This is a genomic window from Pseudomonas sp. Z003-0.4C(8344-21) (genome assembly GCF_900104975.1).
In the GTDB taxonomy this organism is placed as follows: domain Bacteria; phylum Pseudomonadota; class Gammaproteobacteria; order Pseudomonadales; family Pseudomonadaceae; genus Aquipseudomonas; species Aquipseudomonas granadensis.
Window position 1 is genome coordinate 6,069,273 of the sequence record NZ_LT629756.1, and the last position, 14,553, is coordinate 6,083,825.

The window sequence follows — 14,553 nt, forward strand, 5'->3', positions numbered from 1 at the left end:
TTCGAGTGACTACAATTTTCCCCTCTTCGTTGACCGCGCCCAAGAGCGGTTGCCAGGGCTGCCAGCAAAGCGAGCCGCTGGATTTCGATTTTGCCTTTGCCTATCAACCGATTGTCGACCTGCGCGACCAATCGGTGTTCGCCCATGAAGCGCTGGTGCGCGGCGTCGCCGGTGAAGGCGCGATGTCCGTGTTAGATCAGGTTACAGAAGCAAGCCGCTACCGCTTCGACCAGCTCTGCCGGACCCGCGCCATCGAAGGCGCGGCAGCGCTAAACATGCAGACATACTTGTCGATCAACTTCATGCCCAACGCCGTCTATCGTCCAGAGTTATGCATTCGCAGCACCCTGGAGGCGGCGAAAAAACACAATTTTCCGATCGACCGGCTGATTTTCGAAACCCTGGAAAGCGAGCACGTAGATAACTATCGCCATTTGACCAATATTCTGCGTGAATACCGCGAATTCGGCTTCAAGACCGCCATCGACGATTTCGGTGCCGGGTATTCGGGGCTCAATCTGCTGGCGGATTTCCAACCGGACCTGATCAAACTCGACATGGCGCTGATCCGTGATGTCGATCGCGACCGTGTTCGTCAGGCGATCGTTCGGGGGATTGTCACAATCTGTGCGGAGTTGAACGTTACAGTCATCGCCGAAGGTATCGAGAGCGCCGGTGAACGGGATTTCCTGGCGGACTGTGGAATATTTCTGATGCAGGGCTACTGGTTCGCCAGACCTGCATTCAAAGCGTTGGCCCAGGTCACACCTGAAGCCTGGACGCGTTAATCGTTGGTTTCTTTCTTTGAAGACATTTGATCATTTGACCGTTGTCGGTCTGCGCGAGTGGGTGGCGCTCCCGGATCTGGGAGTCGCCGGCCTTCGGGCGAAAATCGACACCGGCGCCAGCACCTCCAGCCTGCACGCCACCGACATCGAGCCGTTCGAACGTGACGGCGAGAAATGGGTGCGTTTCACCGCGCACCTCGGCACGGTGGTGCAGTTGCGTCATCGTCGCTGCGAAGCGCCGCTGGTGACGCGCAAGACCATCAAAAGCTCCAACGGCCATGCGCAGGTGCGCTACGTGATCAGCACCACCCTGGCCCTGGGCGATCGAGTGTGGCGGGTCGAGTTCACCCTCGCCTGCCGCAAGTCCATGCGCTATCGCCTGTTGCTCGGTTCCAAAGCCCTGATCGATGGCCACCTGGTGGTCAATCCGGGCATCAAATATGTACAAGACAAGCCGGTGTTCCCGGTATCTACCTTTTCCACAGGTGTTGCATGAAGATCGCTGTGCTGTCGCGTAATCCGCGTCTGTATTCCACCCGCCGTCTGGTCGAAGCCGGAACCGAGCGCGGGCATGAAATGGTGGTGATCGACACCTTGCGCGCCTATATGAACATCGCCAGCCACAAGCCGCAGATCCACTATCGCGGCAAACCGCTGGAAGGCTTCGATGCGGTGATTCCGCGGATCGGCGCGTCGGTGACTTTCTACGGCTGCGCGGTGTTGCGCCAGTTCGAAATGATGGGGGTATTCCCGCTCAACGAATCGGTGGCCATCGCCCGCTCGCGGGATAAACTGCGTTCGCTGCAACTGCTGTCGCGCCGCGGTATCGGTTTGCCGGTGACCGGTTTTGCGCACTCGCCAGATGACATTCCCGACTTGATTGACATGGTCAACGGCGCGCCCCTGGTGATCAAAGTGCTGGAAGGTACTCAGGGCATTGGTGTCGTGCTGTGTGAAACCGCGACCGCTGCCGAGTCGGTGATCGAGGCGTTCATGGGCCTGAAGCAGAACATCATGGTGCAGGAATACATCAAGGAAGCGGGCGGCGCGGACATCCGCTGTTTCGTGGTCGGCGACAAGGTGATTGCGGCGATGAAGCGCCAGGCCAAACCGGGTGAATTCCGTTCCAATCTGCACCGTGGCGGCAGCGCCAGCCTGATCAAGATCACCCCGGAAGAACGCATGACCGCGTTGCGTGCGGCCAAGGTCATGGGCCTGGCGGTGGCGGGCGTGGATATCCTGCGCTCCAACCATGGGCCGCTGGTGATGGAGGTGAATTCGTCGCCGGGTCTGGAAGGGATCGAGACCACCACCGGCAAGAACGTGGCGGGGATCATTATCGAGCATCTTGAGAAGAATGGCGGGCCGAATATGACCCGGACCAAGGGTAAGGGCTGAAGCCAGCTTCAAGCGGCAAGCGGCAAGCTGCAAGCAAAGTCGCTCTTGCTTGCCGCTTGCCGCTTGCAGCTTGAAACTTGCAGCTGCTTCTATACCGCATCCCGCGGCAACATCAATCCCAACGGCAATCTCACCCGCGCCTCCAGTCCACCTCCGGACCGATTGCGCAGTTCGACGTTGCCGCCATGCATCGAAGCAATCCGTTTGACGATCGCCAGGCCTAACCCGGTGCCCTTGCCGCCCCGTGCACGGTCGCCACGGGTGAACGGATTGAAGATCGCCTCCAGCTCCGACGGATCGATCCCCGCGCCGCGGTCCATCACGCTCAGTACTACGTACGGCGCGCTGACGTCTCCGGACACGTAAGCCGCCACTTCGACGTGACCGCCGGCATGGTTCAAGGCGTTGCCGATCAGGTTGTTGAGCAGACGTTTCATCGATACCCGACGCAGCGGAAACGGCTGGATCGGCTCCAGGCGCAAGCGCACCTTCTCCTCGTTCTGGTTGTACGGCGCCGCAACTTCACGCACCAGATCGCTGAGATCGACCTCTTCCACCGACTCGTCGCGTCCGTCGCGAATGAACGCGAGGAACTGGTCGAGAATTGCGTCCATGTCTTCGATATCGCGGACCATGTCATCGGTCAGATCGTTGCGGTCGCCCATCAATTCCAGCGACAGCCGCAGGCGGGTCAACGGTGTGCGCAAGTCATGAGACACGCCGGCCAGCATCAGCTCACGCTCGCGTCCGGCCTGTTCGACGTCTTCGGCCATCTGGTTGAAGGCGCGATAAACCTCGGTCATTTCACTCGGTGTGTCGCTGATCGGCAGGCGCACGCTGCGGCCCTGACCGAGTTGGCGCGCGGCATAGACCAGACGTTTCAAAGGCTGATTGAGCTGGCTGACGAAAATCCATGCCGAGGCCGTCGACAGGAGGCCGATGGCGAGGAACCAGCCGAGCACGTTCCAGATTTTCTGACCGCGCAGAGGGTGCGGGTACAACGGCACCTTCAGCCAGCCATCGCCCAGGCTTGGCGCGCGCACCCACAACGCTGGCGGCGAATGCATGCGCAAGCGCACCTCGGTATCGGCGCCCAGTTCCGCCTGCATCTGCCGCTGGTAGATTTCGCTGTACGGCCAATGCTGTTCGCCTTCCGGCACACCGGCGCCGACCACGCGGATCAGGGTCGCGGCATCAGCGATTTTCGCGCGGTTTTCTTCATCGGCGGCCCAATAGGCACGCAGCGTCAGGGCGACGCCGTGGCTGTATTGGCGATCCACCAGCACGTCCTCGTTCATCAACAGATAAACCAGGGTCAGCGCCTTGGAAAACAGCACGACGATGAGCACCAGCCAGAGGGTGCGGGAGAAAAAACTTTGGGGGAACCAGACGGGGGTTTTCATCTTTAACCGCTACACACTTGCAGGAGCGAGCAATGCTCGCATATTGCGGATTGCGAGTCTGCGGACGTGACCTCTCGACCCGCCCTGCAGACCCGCTCCTACAAATCACCGATCACTTGCTGGCGGTGCCATCCGGTACGAACACGTAACCAACGCCCCAGACGGTCTGGATATAACGCGGTTTGGACGGATCAGGTTCGATCATCCGGCGCAGACGGGAGATCTGCACATCGATGGAACGCTCGAGGGCATCCCATTCGCGGCCACGGGCCAGGTTCATCAGCTTGTCGCGGGTCAGCGGCTGACGGGCGTTCATCACCAGCGCCTTGAGCACCGCAAATTCACCGGTGGTGAGCATGTGCACTTCGTCACCGCGCTTCAGTTCGCGGGTCGCCAGCGACAACACGTAATCACCAAAGGTGACGTTTTCGTCTTCGCTGCCCGGCGCGCCCGGTACAGGGGCAGCCTGGCGACGCAGCACGGCTTTGACCCGGGCCATCAGCTCGTCCGGGTTGAACGGCTTGGCCAGGTAGTCGTCGGCGCCCAGTTCCAGGCCTTTGATGCGGCTCAGCTCGTCGCCCTTGGCGGTGAGCATGATGATCGGGATCTGATTGTTTGCGCCACGCAGACGGCGGCAGGCGGTCAGGCCATCTTCGCCCGGCAGCATCAGGTCGAGCACGACCAGATTGAACACTTCACGCGACAGCAGACGATCCATCTGCTCGGTGTTCGGTACGGTCCGGGCACGGTAGCCCTTGCTGACGAAAAAACGTTCCAGCAGGCTGCTCAGCCCCGGATCGTCGTCAACGATGAGAATTTTTTCGCCTTCAGCAGTTTGTGCAGTGCTGCTCATTGGATGCTCCTTTTAGCTCGGCGCGCATTATGGCGTAGCTGCCGTTATACGCACCGTGTGCATTGTTAGCAGATTTTTCCTTCACTGCCAGAAAACCGGGGTTTATGCCTACAGACTGCAACGCCCCCGAACGACAGAACGCTGGTTATAATGCGCGGCGTTTTGTGCCAGGCAACGTCTGAATCGTTACCGCAGGTGGCAGGCTTTTTTCCCCGCCCCGCGCAGTAATCGTTCGATTTCACGGGTCAATGGGCTGCCTCTTGATCCAGGCAGCGGCAATTCTCTAGCCGTTCAACCAGACTCCGGGCCTTTATTTCCGTGCCCGCGAGCCTGCTTTCACACTATGTCAGGTGGTTTTATGGACAGCATCAACAGCCGCATTGCCGAGGAACTCGGTGTACGCCCACAACAGGTCGAAGCGGCCGTCGCGCTACTCGATGAAGGCTCTACCGTTCCCTTCATCGCCCGTTACCGGAAAGAAGTCACCGGCAGCCTCGATGACACCCAGTTGCGTCATCTGGAAGAGCGCCTGCGCTACCTGCGAGAACTCGACGAACGGCGCATCAGCATCCTCGCCAGCATCGAAGAGCAAGGCAAACTCACCCCGGCCCTTGAGCGCGACATCAAGCTCGCCGACACCAAGACCCGCCTCGAAGACTTGTACCTGCCGTACAAGCAGAAGCGCCGCACCAAGGGCCAGATCGCCCTCGAAGCCGGCCTCGGCGAACTGGCCGACGGCCTGTTCAACGACCCGACTCTGGCCCCCGAAGCCGAAGCCGCGCGCTTCGTCGATGCCGAAAAAGGCGTGGCGGACGTCAAGGCTGCGCTGGAAGGCGCCAAGTACATCCTCATGGAGCGCTTCGCCGAAGACGCCAGCCTGCTGGAGAAATTGCGTAACTACCTGAAACAGGAAGCCACCCTCAGTGCCCGCGTAATCGCCGGCAAGGAAGAGGAAGGCGCCAAGTTTCGCGATTACTTTGAACACGATGAACCGCTGAAAAGCATGCCGTCGCACCGCGCGCTGGCGATTTTCCGTGGCCGCAACGAAGGCATCCTCAGCTCTGCGTTGAAGGTCGGCGACGAACTGCCGGGCACCATGCACCCGTGCGAAGGCATGATCGCCCAGCAATTCGGCATCCAGAACCAGAACCGCGCGGCGGATAAATGGCTCGGCGAAGTGGTGCGCTGGACCTGGAAGGTCAAGCTCTACACCCATCTGGAAACCGACCTGCTCGGCGAGCTGCGCGATGGCGCCGAAACCGAAGCGATCAACGTGTTTGCGCACAACCTGCATGACTTGCTGTTGGCCGCACCGGCCGGCCCGCGCGCGACCCTGGGCCTCGACCCGGGCCTGCGTACCGGTTGCAAAGTGGCCGTGGTCGATTCGACCGGCAAGCTGCTCGATCACGCCACGGTTTACCCGCACGTGCCGCACAACAAATGGGACCAGACCATCGCCATTCTGGCCGCGCTGTGCGCCAAGCATTCGGTGGACCTGATCGCCATCGGCAACGGCACCGCCAGCCGCGAGACTGACAAGCTGGCGATCGAGCTGATCAAGAAATATCCAGCGATGAAGATGACCAAGGTCATGGTGTCCGAAGCGGGCGCATCGGTTTATTCGGCATCGGAACTGGCGGCCAAGGAGTTCCCCGATCTCGACGTGTCGATCCGTGGCGCAGTGTCGATTGCTCGTCGCTTGCAGGATCCGCTGGCGGAGCTGGTGAAGATCGATCCGAAGTCCATCGGTGTCGGCCAGTACCAGCACGACGTATCGCAGCTGAAGCTGGCGCGGGGTCTGGACGCAGTGGTCGAGGATTGCGTGAACGCCGTCGGCGTTGACGTCAACACCGCGTCGGTGGCGCTGCTGGCGCGCATCTCCGGCCTCAACGCGACACTGGCACAAAACATCGTCGCACACCGCGACGAACACGGTGCGTTCAAGACCCGTGCGGCGCTGAAGAAAGTCGCGCGTCTGGGCGAGAAAACCTTCGAACAGGCCGCCGGCTTCCTGCGCGTGATGAACGGCGACAATCCGCTGGATTCGTCCGCGGTGCACCCGGAAGCGTATCCGCTGGTACAGCGTATCGCCGCCGAAACCAACCGTGACATTCGCTCGCTGATCGGCGATGCCGCGTTCCTCAAGCGTCTCGATCCGAAGAAATTCACCGACGAAACTTTCGGTCTGCCCACCGTGACCGACATCCTTCAGGAACTGGAAAAACCCGGCCGCGATCCGCGTCCAGAATTCAAGACCGCCGAATTCCAGGAAGGCGTCGAAGATCTCAAGGACCTGCAACTGGGCATGATCCTCGAAGGCGTGGTGACCAACGTGACCGCGTTCGGCGCATTCGTTGACATCGGTGTGCACCAGGATGGTCTGGTGCATATTTCGGCGCTGTCGGAAAAATTCATCAAGGATCCGCGCGAAGCGGTGAAGGCCGGTGACGTGGTGAAAGTGAAGGTCATGGAAGTCGACATCCCACGCAAACGCGTGGGCCTATCGATGCGCATGGGCGACACGCCGGGCGAGAAAATCGACGGCGCCCGTGGCTCGCGTCCGGGCTCGGCGCAACGCCAGCCGTCGAACAACGCGCCACGCAAGGAAACCGTCACCGCAGCGCCGGTGAACAATGCGATGGCCTCGCTATTCGCCAACGCCAAACAGTTGAAGAAACGCTGATGGAGCTGCCGGCCGGGCTTGTCGAGAGCGCCTTTTTCAAGCTGTTGGGCTGCCGCCTGCACAGTCTGGAAACCGGGGTGGCGCAAGTCGCCCTGGTGCTGGAGCCGCAGCTGCGCAATCGCGGCGGCAAACTGCACGGCGGCGCGCTGTTCAGCCTGGTCGACATTGCCATGGGGCTGGCCTGTTCCAGCACCCACGGTTTCGATCAGCAGAGCGCGACCATCGAATGCAAGATCAACTACATCCGCGCCGTTTCCGACGGCGAGGTGCTGTGCACGGCGCGGGTGATCCACCCGGGCCGGCGCACGCTGGTGGTCGAGGCCGAGGTGATGCAGGGCGACAAACTGGTCGCAAAAGCGCAAGGCACCTTCGCTGTCCTGTAGATGTTGGCCATCATTTTGAGTTAATTTCGGCGCAACGAACCCTGTGGGAGCGACAGTGCGGCGAGCAGGCTCGCTCCCACAAGGATTGTGCAGTTCCTGACTGACCGGCAAATGGCCTGCCGCTACTAAACCAGGCGATAACGCCAGTTTCAACTTCACCCTTGTAGACCGTCCTGCCCACCCCCATATTGGGGCGACTGACGCGTGAAGGAATCCAAATTGAGCGAACTTCTCAACCGCCGCCTGGCTCTGCTCGGCGAGCGCGCTAACCTCTCTCTGCTCGAGCAGTGCCTGCACGGTATCGAACGTGAATGCCTGCGCGTGACCAGCGAAGGTCGCCTGGCGCAAACGCCGCACCCCGAAGCCTTGGGTTCCGCGCTGACCAACGAACAGATCACCACCGACTACTCCGAGTCGCTGCTGGAATTCATCACGCCCGCCCTGCCCGACCCGGCCGACACCCTGGCGAGCCTGGACAAGATTCATCGCTTTGCCTACAGCAAACTCGGCGACGAGTACCTGTGGAGTCCGTCGATGCCGTGCCCGTTGCCGGCCGAGGAAGATATCCCGATCGCCTATTACGGCACCTCCAATATCGGTCAGCTCAAATACGTCTACCGCAAGGGTCTGGCCCTGCGTTACGGCAAGACCATGCAATGCATCGCCGGGATTCACTACAACTTCTCGCTGCCGGAACAGCTCTGGCCGCTGCTGCGCGAGTCCGAGGGCTTCGTCGGCACCGACCGCGATTTCCAGTCGGTGTCGTACATTGCGCTGATCCGTAATTTCCGTCGCTACAGCTGGCTGCTGATGTACCTGTTCGGTGCCTCGCCGGCGCTGGATGCGGGATTCCTGCGCGGTCGTTCGCATCAGCTCGAACAGCTCGACCCGGACACCTTGTACCTGCCGTACGCGACCAGCTTGCGCATGAGCGACCTCGGTTACCAGAGCAACGCCCAGGCCGGTCTGACGCCGTGCTACAACGATCTGGCGAGCTACACCGACAGCCTGCGCAAAGCCGTGGCCACGCCGTACGCGCCATACGTTGAAGTCGGCACGCACAAGGATGGCGAGTGGGTGCAGCTCAACACCAACATCCTGCAGATTGAAAACGAGTACTACTCGAACATCCGCCCGAAACGCGTGACTTATACCGGCGAGCGGCCGATCCAGGCCTTGATGGCACGCGGCATTCAATACGTTGAAGTGCGTTGCCTGGACATCAACCCGTTCCTGCCGATGGGCATCGACCTGACCGAGTCGCGCTTCCTCGACGCATTCCTGCTGTACTGCGCGTTGAACGACAGCCCGCTGCTAACCAACACTTCGTGCGGTAACGCGACCTCGAACTTCCTCAGTGTGGTCAAGGAAGGTCGGCGTCCGGGCCTGCAACTGCAGCGTGACGGCCAAGCGGTCGAGATGAAGACCTGGGCTGCCGAACTGCTCGAGCAAATCGCTCCGCTGGCGGCGCTGCTCGATCAGAGCCAGGGCGGCGATGCGCACAGCAAGGCGCTGGATGCGCAACTGGCCAAGGTCAGCGATCCGTCCCTGACGCCGTCCGCGCAGGTGCTGGCGGCGATGGCCGAGCACAAGGAAAGCTTTGCGCAGTTCTCGCTGCGTCAGAGCCAGGCCCATGCGGAGTTCTTCCGCGGCGAGCCATTACCGGCGGATGAGCAGGCGAAGTTCGAGGAGGTGGCCCGCACTTCTTTGGCAGCGCAGGCTGAGCTGGAGCAGAACGAGGTGGGGGATTTTGATGTGTTTGTCGGTTCGTATCAGGCAAGCATCCTCGCAATCAGCAACTGAAGAGCCCCTTGAAGAGCCCCTCACCCTAACCCTCTCCCGGAGGGAGAGGGGACTGACCGCGGTGTTGGTGCGACGTACGTAAACCTGCAATACCGCGCCGAACTCAAGACTTGAAAAACATGAAGATCGGCTCCCTTTCCCCCTCGCCCCCCTGGGGGAGAGGGCTGGGGTGAGGGGGCAAAGATCTAACGTCGAACGAATAAATCCGAACCGCCCACAACCTCCTCGCGCTTAGATTTTTCCGCTCATAAGCTCATTCTAAAAAGTTATTTATTTCAAGATTCTTAGATCATTTAGTCTCCATCCACGCCGACGCTCGGTCGCCTGATATGGAGCTCTTCAATGAAACTGAATGTCCCGCTTCGCCTGCTCGCCGCTGCCACTCTGGCTGCCGCAAGCTTTCTGGCGCAGGCTGCCGACCTCACCGTTGCCTACCAGACCACCGTCGACCCGGCGAAAGTCGCCCAGGCCGACGGCACTTACGAAAAAGCCACCAACGCCGATATCGCCTGGCGCAAGTTCGACAACGGCGCCGACATCATCGCCGCCATCGCCTCCGGTGACGTGCAGATCGGTTACCTCGGTTCGAGTCCCCTGACCGCCGCGATCACGCGTAAGGTTCCGGTGCAAACATTCCTCATCGCCACGCAGATCGGCGCCGCCGAAGCACTGGTTGCGCGCGATGGCTCCGGCATCAAGACGCCGCAGGATCTGATCGGCAAGAAAATCGCCGTGCCGTTCGTCTCCACCGGGCACTACAGCCTGCTCGCCGCGCTGAAGCACTGGAACATCGACCCGTCGAAAGTCACCGTGCTCAACCTCGCCCCGCCCGCGATCATCGCCGCCTGGAAACGTGGTGACATCGACGCCACCTACGTCTGGGATCCGGCACTCGGCGTCGCCAAGGAGAACGGCAAAGTGCTGATCACCTCCGGCGAGCTGGCCAAATTCGGCGCGCCGACTTTCGATGCGTGGATCGTGCGCAAAGACTTCGCCGAGAAGCATCCGGAAATCGTCACCGCGTTCGCCAAGGTCACCCTCGACGCCTACGCCGATTACCGCAAGGATCCGCAAGCCTGGCTGGCAAATCAGTCCAACGTCGACAAGCTGGTCAAGCTGTCGGGCGCCAAGGCCAGCGACATTCCGTTGTTGCTGCAAGGCAACGTCTACCCGCTGGCGGCGGATCAGGTCAGCGACCTCGGCGCGCCGACCACCAAAGCCATCACCGACACCGCCGCGTTCCTCAAGGAGCAAGGCAAGGTCGAAGCTGTGCTGCCGGACTACGCGCCGTACGTCAGCGCCAAATACATCACCAACTGATCGGGAGTAGACAGCGATGGCCTTGCTACAGCTGGAGCGCATCAGCGCACAGTACCCGGGCAGCCCTGAGCCGGTGCTGGCGGATATTTCTTTGACCCTGGGGCCCCGGCAGTTGCTGGTCGCCCTCGGCCCGTCCGGCAGTGGCAAGACTTCGCTGTTGAACCTGATTGCCGGTTTCGTCGCACCGAGTGCCGGGCGCATCACCCTTGACGGCGTGCCGGTCAAAGGCCCGAGCGCCGAGCGTGGTATGGTGTTTCAGGACGACGCCTTGCTGCCATGGCAGGACGTGCTGGCCAACGTTGCATTCGGTCTGGAACTGGCCGGTGTCGCCAGGGACAGACGCGAAAAAATCGCCCGTGAAATGCTCGCGCTGGTGGATCTCTCGGGGTTTGAAAACCGCCGTATCTGGCAACTTTCCGGCGGCCAGAAACAACGTGTCGGCCTCGCCCGCGCTCTTGCCGCCGATCCTCGCGTGTTGCTGATGGACGAGCCTTTCGGCGCTCTCGACGCGTTCACTCGCGAGCAGATGCAAGAGCTGCTGCTGCAAGTCTGGCAGCGCACAGCCAAGCCGGTTTTCCTGATTACCCATGACATTGAAGAAGCGGTGTTTCTCGCCACTGACCTGATTCTGCTGGCGCCGAATCCGGGGCAGATCGTTGAGCGCCTGCACCTGGATTTTGGTCAGCGTTATGCCGCTGGCGAGTCGGCCCGCGCGATCAAATCCGATCCGCGCTTTATCGAAACCCGCGAACACGTGCTGAGCAAAGTGTTCTCGCAACGCAGCGCCGAGCAACGGCAGGAGCGCGCATGAGCAGTTACGACGTTTCCGCGGCGGCGGTGAAAACATCCTCGGTGGTCACCCCGGTGCGCCGCAGCCTGAGTACACGCTGGATCAGCCTGCTGACGTTGTTCGCGTTGCTGGCGATCTGGTGGGCGGTGACGGCCACTGGATTGATCGAACCGCTGTTCCTGCCACCACCGTCTGCGGTGTTGCAAAAAGGCTGGTTGCTGGCGACCACTGGCTACATGGATTCGACCCTGTGGCAACACTTGGGCGCGAGCCTGAGCCGCATCGGTCTGGGCCTCGGCTTTGCCATTCTGACCGCCGTGCCGGTGGGCATCGCCATCGGCGCCAACCGCATCGCCCGTGGCGTGCTCGATCCGCTGATCGAGTTCTACCGCCCTATTCCGCCGCTGGCTTATCTGCCGCTGATCGTGATCTGGTGCGGCATCGGCGAGTTGTCGAAAGTGCTGCTGATCTACCTGGCGATTTTTGCGCCGATTGCCATCGCCACCGCGACCGGCGTGCGCACGGTTGATCCGGCGAAATTGCGCGCCGCGCAGTCGCTGGGGGCGACCCGTGCACAACTGATTCGCCATGTGATTTTACCCAGCGCCCTGCCGGACATTCTCACTGGGGTGCGCATTGGTTTGGGTGTCGGCTGGTCGACCCTGGTCGCCGCTGAATTGATCGCGGCGACCAGTGGTCTGGGCTTCATGGTGCAGTCGGCCGCACAGTTTCTGGTCACCGATGTGGTGGTGCTGGGGATTCTGGTCATTGCCCTGATCGCCTTCGCCATGGAAATGGGCCTGCGCGCCCTGCAGCGCAAGCTGGTGCCATGGCATGGTCAGGCGCACTGACAAATTCCCTGCGAATTCTCTGTAGGCCTTCGCCTGCAAAAGCTTGAACCCCGAATTGATGAGAACAACCATGAGCAGCCTTACCATCACCCCCTTAAGCTTGGCCCTCGGCGCGCAGATCAGTGGCGTCGACATCAGCCAGCCACTGAGCCTGGAACATCGCGATGCGATTGAGCAGGCGCTGCTCAAGTATCAAGTGCTGTTCTTCCGCAACCAGCCAATCGAACCGCCGCAACAGGCACGCTTCGCCGCGTATTTCGGCGACCTGCACATTCATCCGATCTACCCGAATGTGCCCGAACAGCCAGAAGTTCTGATCCTGGATACGGCCGTCACCGATGTACGCGACAACGCCATCTGGCACACCGACGTGACGTTCCTGCCGACCCCGGCGATGGGCGCGGTGCTCAGCGCCAAGTTGCTGCCGGAGTTTGGTGGCGACACCTTGTGGGCCAGCGGCATTGCTGCGTATGAGGCGCTGTCGACGCCAATGAAAGGCTTGCTCGAAGGGCTGACCGCGACTCACGATTTCACGCGTTCGTTTCCGCGGGAACGCTACGGCAACACGCCCGAGGCGCTGGCACAGTGGGAAGAAGCGCGACGCAAGAATCCACCGCTGTCGCACCCGGTGATTCGTACGCATCCGGTCAGCGGCCGGCGCTCGCTGTTCGTCAACGAGGGCTTCACCTCGAAGATCAATGAACTGGCGGAGGCCGAAAGCGAAGCGATTCTGAAGTTTCTGTTCGCCCACGCGACGCGGCCGGAGTTCACCATTCGCTGGCGCTGGCAGAAAGACGATATTGCGTTCTGGGACAACCGCGTGACCCAGCATTACGCGGTGGACGATTACCGCCCGGCACGGCGGGTGATGCAGCGGGCGACGGTGTTGGGGGATGTGCCGTTTTTTCGCTGAGCCCTGAACAGCAGAAAAGCCCCTCACCCTAACCCTCTCCCGAAGGGAGAGGGGACTGACCGAGGTGATTGTACGAGCTACATCGGCCTGAAATCTCGGGTTGAAGTCAAGTATTGAAAATCATGAAGATCGGCTCCCTTTCCCCCTCGCCCCCCTGGGGGAAGGGCTGGGGTGAGGGGGTTGGATCTTGCTGACCCAACCCAATCTTCATCACTCCGCCGTCGAAGGCTTCTCCCACAGATTGATCCCGCCCTCCTGGGCGAACCGGTCAATCTCCGCCAGTTCCTCAGCGCTGAAATTCAGATTCTTTAATGCGCCGACGTTCTCGATGATCTGCTCCGGCCGGCTCGCGCCAATCAGTGCCGAGGTCACCCGTGGATCACGCAGCGTCCACGCCAGCGCCAGTTGCGCCAAGCTCTGGCCGCGACGTTTGGCGATCTCGTTCAACGCCCGTACGTGAGCAATGTTTTCCTCTGACAGGTGCGAAGACTGCAACGAGCCACCGCCCGGACGGTTGACCCGCGCATCCGCCGGTACGCCGTTGAGGTATTTGTCGGTGAGCAGACCTTGCGCCAGCGGGGTGAAGGCAATCACGCCGGTGCCGAGTTCATCGGTGGTGTCGAGCAGATCTTTTTCCACCCAGCGATTGAGCAGGTTGTACGCTGGTTGATGAATCAACAGGGGCACTTTCCACTCCTTCAACAGCGCGGCCATTTCGCGGGTTTTCACCCCGGAGTACGACGAGATGCCGATGTACAAAGCCTTGCCCTGCTGCACCGCCGTGGCAAGAGCGCTGGCGGTTTCTTCCAGTGGGGTGTCCGGGTCGAAGCGGTGCGAATAGAAGATATCCACATAATCCAGACCGAGGCGCTGCAGGCTCTGATCGAGGCTGGCCAGCACGTATTTACGCGAACCGCCGCCCTGCCCATACGGGCCGGGCCACATGTCCCAACCGGCCTTGCTGGAGATGATCAGCTCATCGCGGTACTGCTGAAAGTCTTCACGCAGCAGACGACCGAAATTGACTTCGGCACTGCCGTACGGCGGGCCGTAGTTGTTGGCGAGATCGAAGTGGTTGATGCCCAGATCGAACGCAGTACGCAGCAGGGCGCGCTGGGTGTCGATCGGCGTGCTGTCGCCGAAGTTGTGCCACAGGCCCAGCGACAGCGCCGGCAGTACCAGACCGCTGCGCCCGACGCGGCGGTAAGGGATGGAGTCGTAGCGGTTTTCGGCAGCGGTGTAGGTCATCGAATGCTCTCTTGTCTGTCTTGTCTGAATTCTACAAGGTCGTGCAGACCTTTTCGCCAGCAGGCTGGCTCCCACAGGGGACCGCATTACCGTTGGAAAACCAACCCCTTCGAGCAGGCT

General features: G+C 61.1%; 13 protein-coding genes. 10 read left to right on the top strand and 3 right to left on the bottom strand.

The features are described from left to right. The first annotated feature begins 5 nt into the window (after nucleotides 1–5). Genes rimA through rimK form a run of 3 tightly spaced genes read left to right on the top strand, consistent with a single transcriptional unit; the run spans nucleotide 6 to nucleotide 2,186 of the window. Nucleotides 6–788 (top strand): S6 modification regulatory phosphodiesterase RimA, encoded by a 783-nt coding sequence (gene rimA, locus BLU24_RS27295; RefSeq protein WP_093106204.1) that lies wholly within the window; start codon nucleotides 6–8, stop codon nucleotides 786–788. Between the two features lie 16 nt (nucleotides 789–804). After that, nucleotides 805–1,284, top strand: coding sequence for a retropepsin-like aspartic endopeptidase RimB (rimB, locus tag BLU24_RS27300; protein ID WP_090288295.1), 480 nt, complete (start codon nucleotides 805–807; stop codon nucleotides 1,282–1,284). Further along, a complete protein-coding gene (rimK, locus tag BLU24_RS27305) occupies nucleotides 1,281–2,186 on the top strand; it encodes a 30S ribosomal protein S6--L-glutamate ligase (protein ID WP_007949201.1) in 906 nt (301 codons plus the stop codon). The genes rimB and rimK overlap by 4 nt, the downstream gene beginning before the upstream one ends. A gap of 89 nt (nucleotides 2,187–2,275) precedes the next feature. Here rimK and BLU24_RS27310 read toward each other — a convergent pair whose 3' ends face one another. Then, the gene (locus tag BLU24_RS27310) at nucleotides 2,276–3,589 is read right to left on the bottom strand and encodes an ATP-binding protein (RefSeq protein ID WP_090288293.1); all 1,314 of its coding nucleotides are present in this window, start codon (nucleotides 3,587–3,589) and stop codon (nucleotides 2,276–2,278) included. 112 nt (nucleotides 3,590–3,701) lie between these two features. Beyond that, nucleotides 3,702–4,442, bottom strand: a complete 741-nt coding sequence (gene ompR / locus BLU24_RS27315; RefSeq protein WP_090288291.1) for an osmolarity response regulator transcription factor OmpR — start codon at nucleotides 4,440–4,442, stop codon at nucleotides 3,702–3,704. Between the two features lie 358 nt (nucleotides 4,443–4,800). On the opposite strand from ompR, the gene BLU24_RS27320 reads away from it, so the two are divergent. The 7 genes from BLU24_RS27320 (at nucleotide 4,801) to tauD (ending at nucleotide 13,185) form a co-directional block, all read left to right on the top strand. Beyond that, entirely contained in the window at nucleotides 4,801–7,125 is a 2,325-nt protein-coding gene (locus BLU24_RS27320; protein WP_093106208.1) for a Tex family protein, read from the top strand. Continuing rightward, a complete protein-coding gene (locus BLU24_RS27325) occupies nucleotides 7,125–7,508 on the top strand; it encodes a PaaI family thioesterase (RefSeq protein WP_093106213.1) in 384 nt (127 codons plus the stop codon). The genes BLU24_RS27320 and BLU24_RS27325 overlap by 1 nt, the downstream gene beginning before the upstream one ends. A 219-nt stretch (nucleotides 7,509–7,727) precedes the next feature. Beyond that, nucleotides 7,728–9,311, top strand: a complete 1,584-nt coding sequence (gshA, locus tag BLU24_RS27330; protein ID WP_093106218.1) for a glutamate--cysteine ligase — start codon at nucleotides 7,728–7,730, stop codon at nucleotides 9,309–9,311. 342 nt (nucleotides 9,312–9,653) lie between these two features. After that, nucleotides 9,654–10,631, top strand: coding sequence for a taurine ABC transporter substrate-binding protein (gene tauA, locus BLU24_RS27335; RefSeq protein WP_093106222.1), 978 nt, complete (start codon nucleotides 9,654–9,656; stop codon nucleotides 10,629–10,631). 16 nt (nucleotides 10,632–10,647) lie between these two features. Further along, nucleotides 10,648–11,442, top strand: coding sequence for a taurine ABC transporter ATP-binding subunit (gene tauB / locus BLU24_RS27340; protein ID WP_093106227.1), 795 nt, complete (start codon nucleotides 10,648–10,650; stop codon nucleotides 11,440–11,442). Next, the gene (tauC, locus tag BLU24_RS27345; protein WP_093106232.1) at nucleotides 11,439–12,272 is read left to right on the top strand and encodes a taurine ABC transporter permease TauC; all 834 of its coding nucleotides are present in this window, start codon (nucleotides 11,439–11,441) and stop codon (nucleotides 12,270–12,272) included. Before tauB ends, tauC begins: the two co-directional genes overlap by 4 nt. A 70-nt stretch (nucleotides 12,273–12,342) precedes the next feature. Next, complete coding sequence (gene tauD / locus BLU24_RS27350; protein ID WP_093106237.1) at nucleotides 12,343–13,185, top strand: taurine dioxygenase; 843 nt, start codon at nucleotides 12,343–12,345, stop codon at nucleotides 13,183–13,185. Between the two features lie 210 nt (nucleotides 13,186–13,395). On the opposite strand, the gene mgrA is transcribed toward tauD, so the two are convergent. After that, the gene (gene mgrA / locus BLU24_RS27355; protein WP_093106242.1) at nucleotides 13,396–14,433 is read right to left on the bottom strand and encodes an L-glyceraldehyde 3-phosphate reductase; all 1,038 of its coding nucleotides are present in this window, start codon (nucleotides 14,431–14,433) and stop codon (nucleotides 13,396–13,398) included. Nucleotides 14,434–14,553 lie beyond the last annotated feature (120 nt).

Excerpts from the sequence above, each read along its gene's own strand:
- rimK (WP_007949201.1), top strand. The coding sequence starts at position 1,281 with ATGAAGATCGCTGTGCTGTCGCGTAATCCGCGTCTGTATTCCACCCGC.
- BLU24_RS27310 (WP_090288293.1), bottom strand. The coding sequence starts at position 3,589 with ATGAAAACCCCCGTCTGGTTCCCCCAAAGTTTTTTCTCCCGCACCCTC.
- ompR (WP_090288291.1), bottom strand. The coding sequence starts at position 4,442 with ATGAGCAGCACTGCACAAACTGCTGAAGGCGAAAAAATTCTCATCGTT.
- BLU24_RS27320 (WP_093106208.1), top strand. The coding sequence starts at position 4,801 with ATGGACAGCATCAACAGCCGCATTGCCGAGGAACTCGGTGTACGCCCA.
- BLU24_RS27325 (WP_093106213.1), top strand. The coding sequence starts at position 7,125 with ATGGAGCTGCCGGCCGGGCTTGTCGAGAGCGCCTTTTTCAAGCTGTTG.
- tauA (WP_093106222.1), top strand. The coding sequence starts at position 9,654 with ATGAAACTGAATGTCCCGCTTCGCCTGCTCGCCGCTGCCACTCTGGCT.
- tauB (WP_093106227.1), top strand. The coding sequence starts at position 10,648 with ATGGCCTTGCTACAGCTGGAGCGCATCAGCGCACAGTACCCGGGCAGC.
- tauC (WP_093106232.1), top strand. The coding sequence starts at position 11,439 with ATGAGCAGTTACGACGTTTCCGCGGCGGCGGTGAAAACATCCTCGGTG.
- tauD (WP_093106237.1), top strand. The coding sequence starts at position 12,343 with ATGAGCAGCCTTACCATCACCCCCTTAAGCTTGGCCCTCGGCGCGCAG.
- mgrA (WP_093106242.1), bottom strand. The coding sequence starts at position 14,433 with ATGACCTACACCGCTGCCGAAAACCGCTACGACTCCATCCCTTACCGC.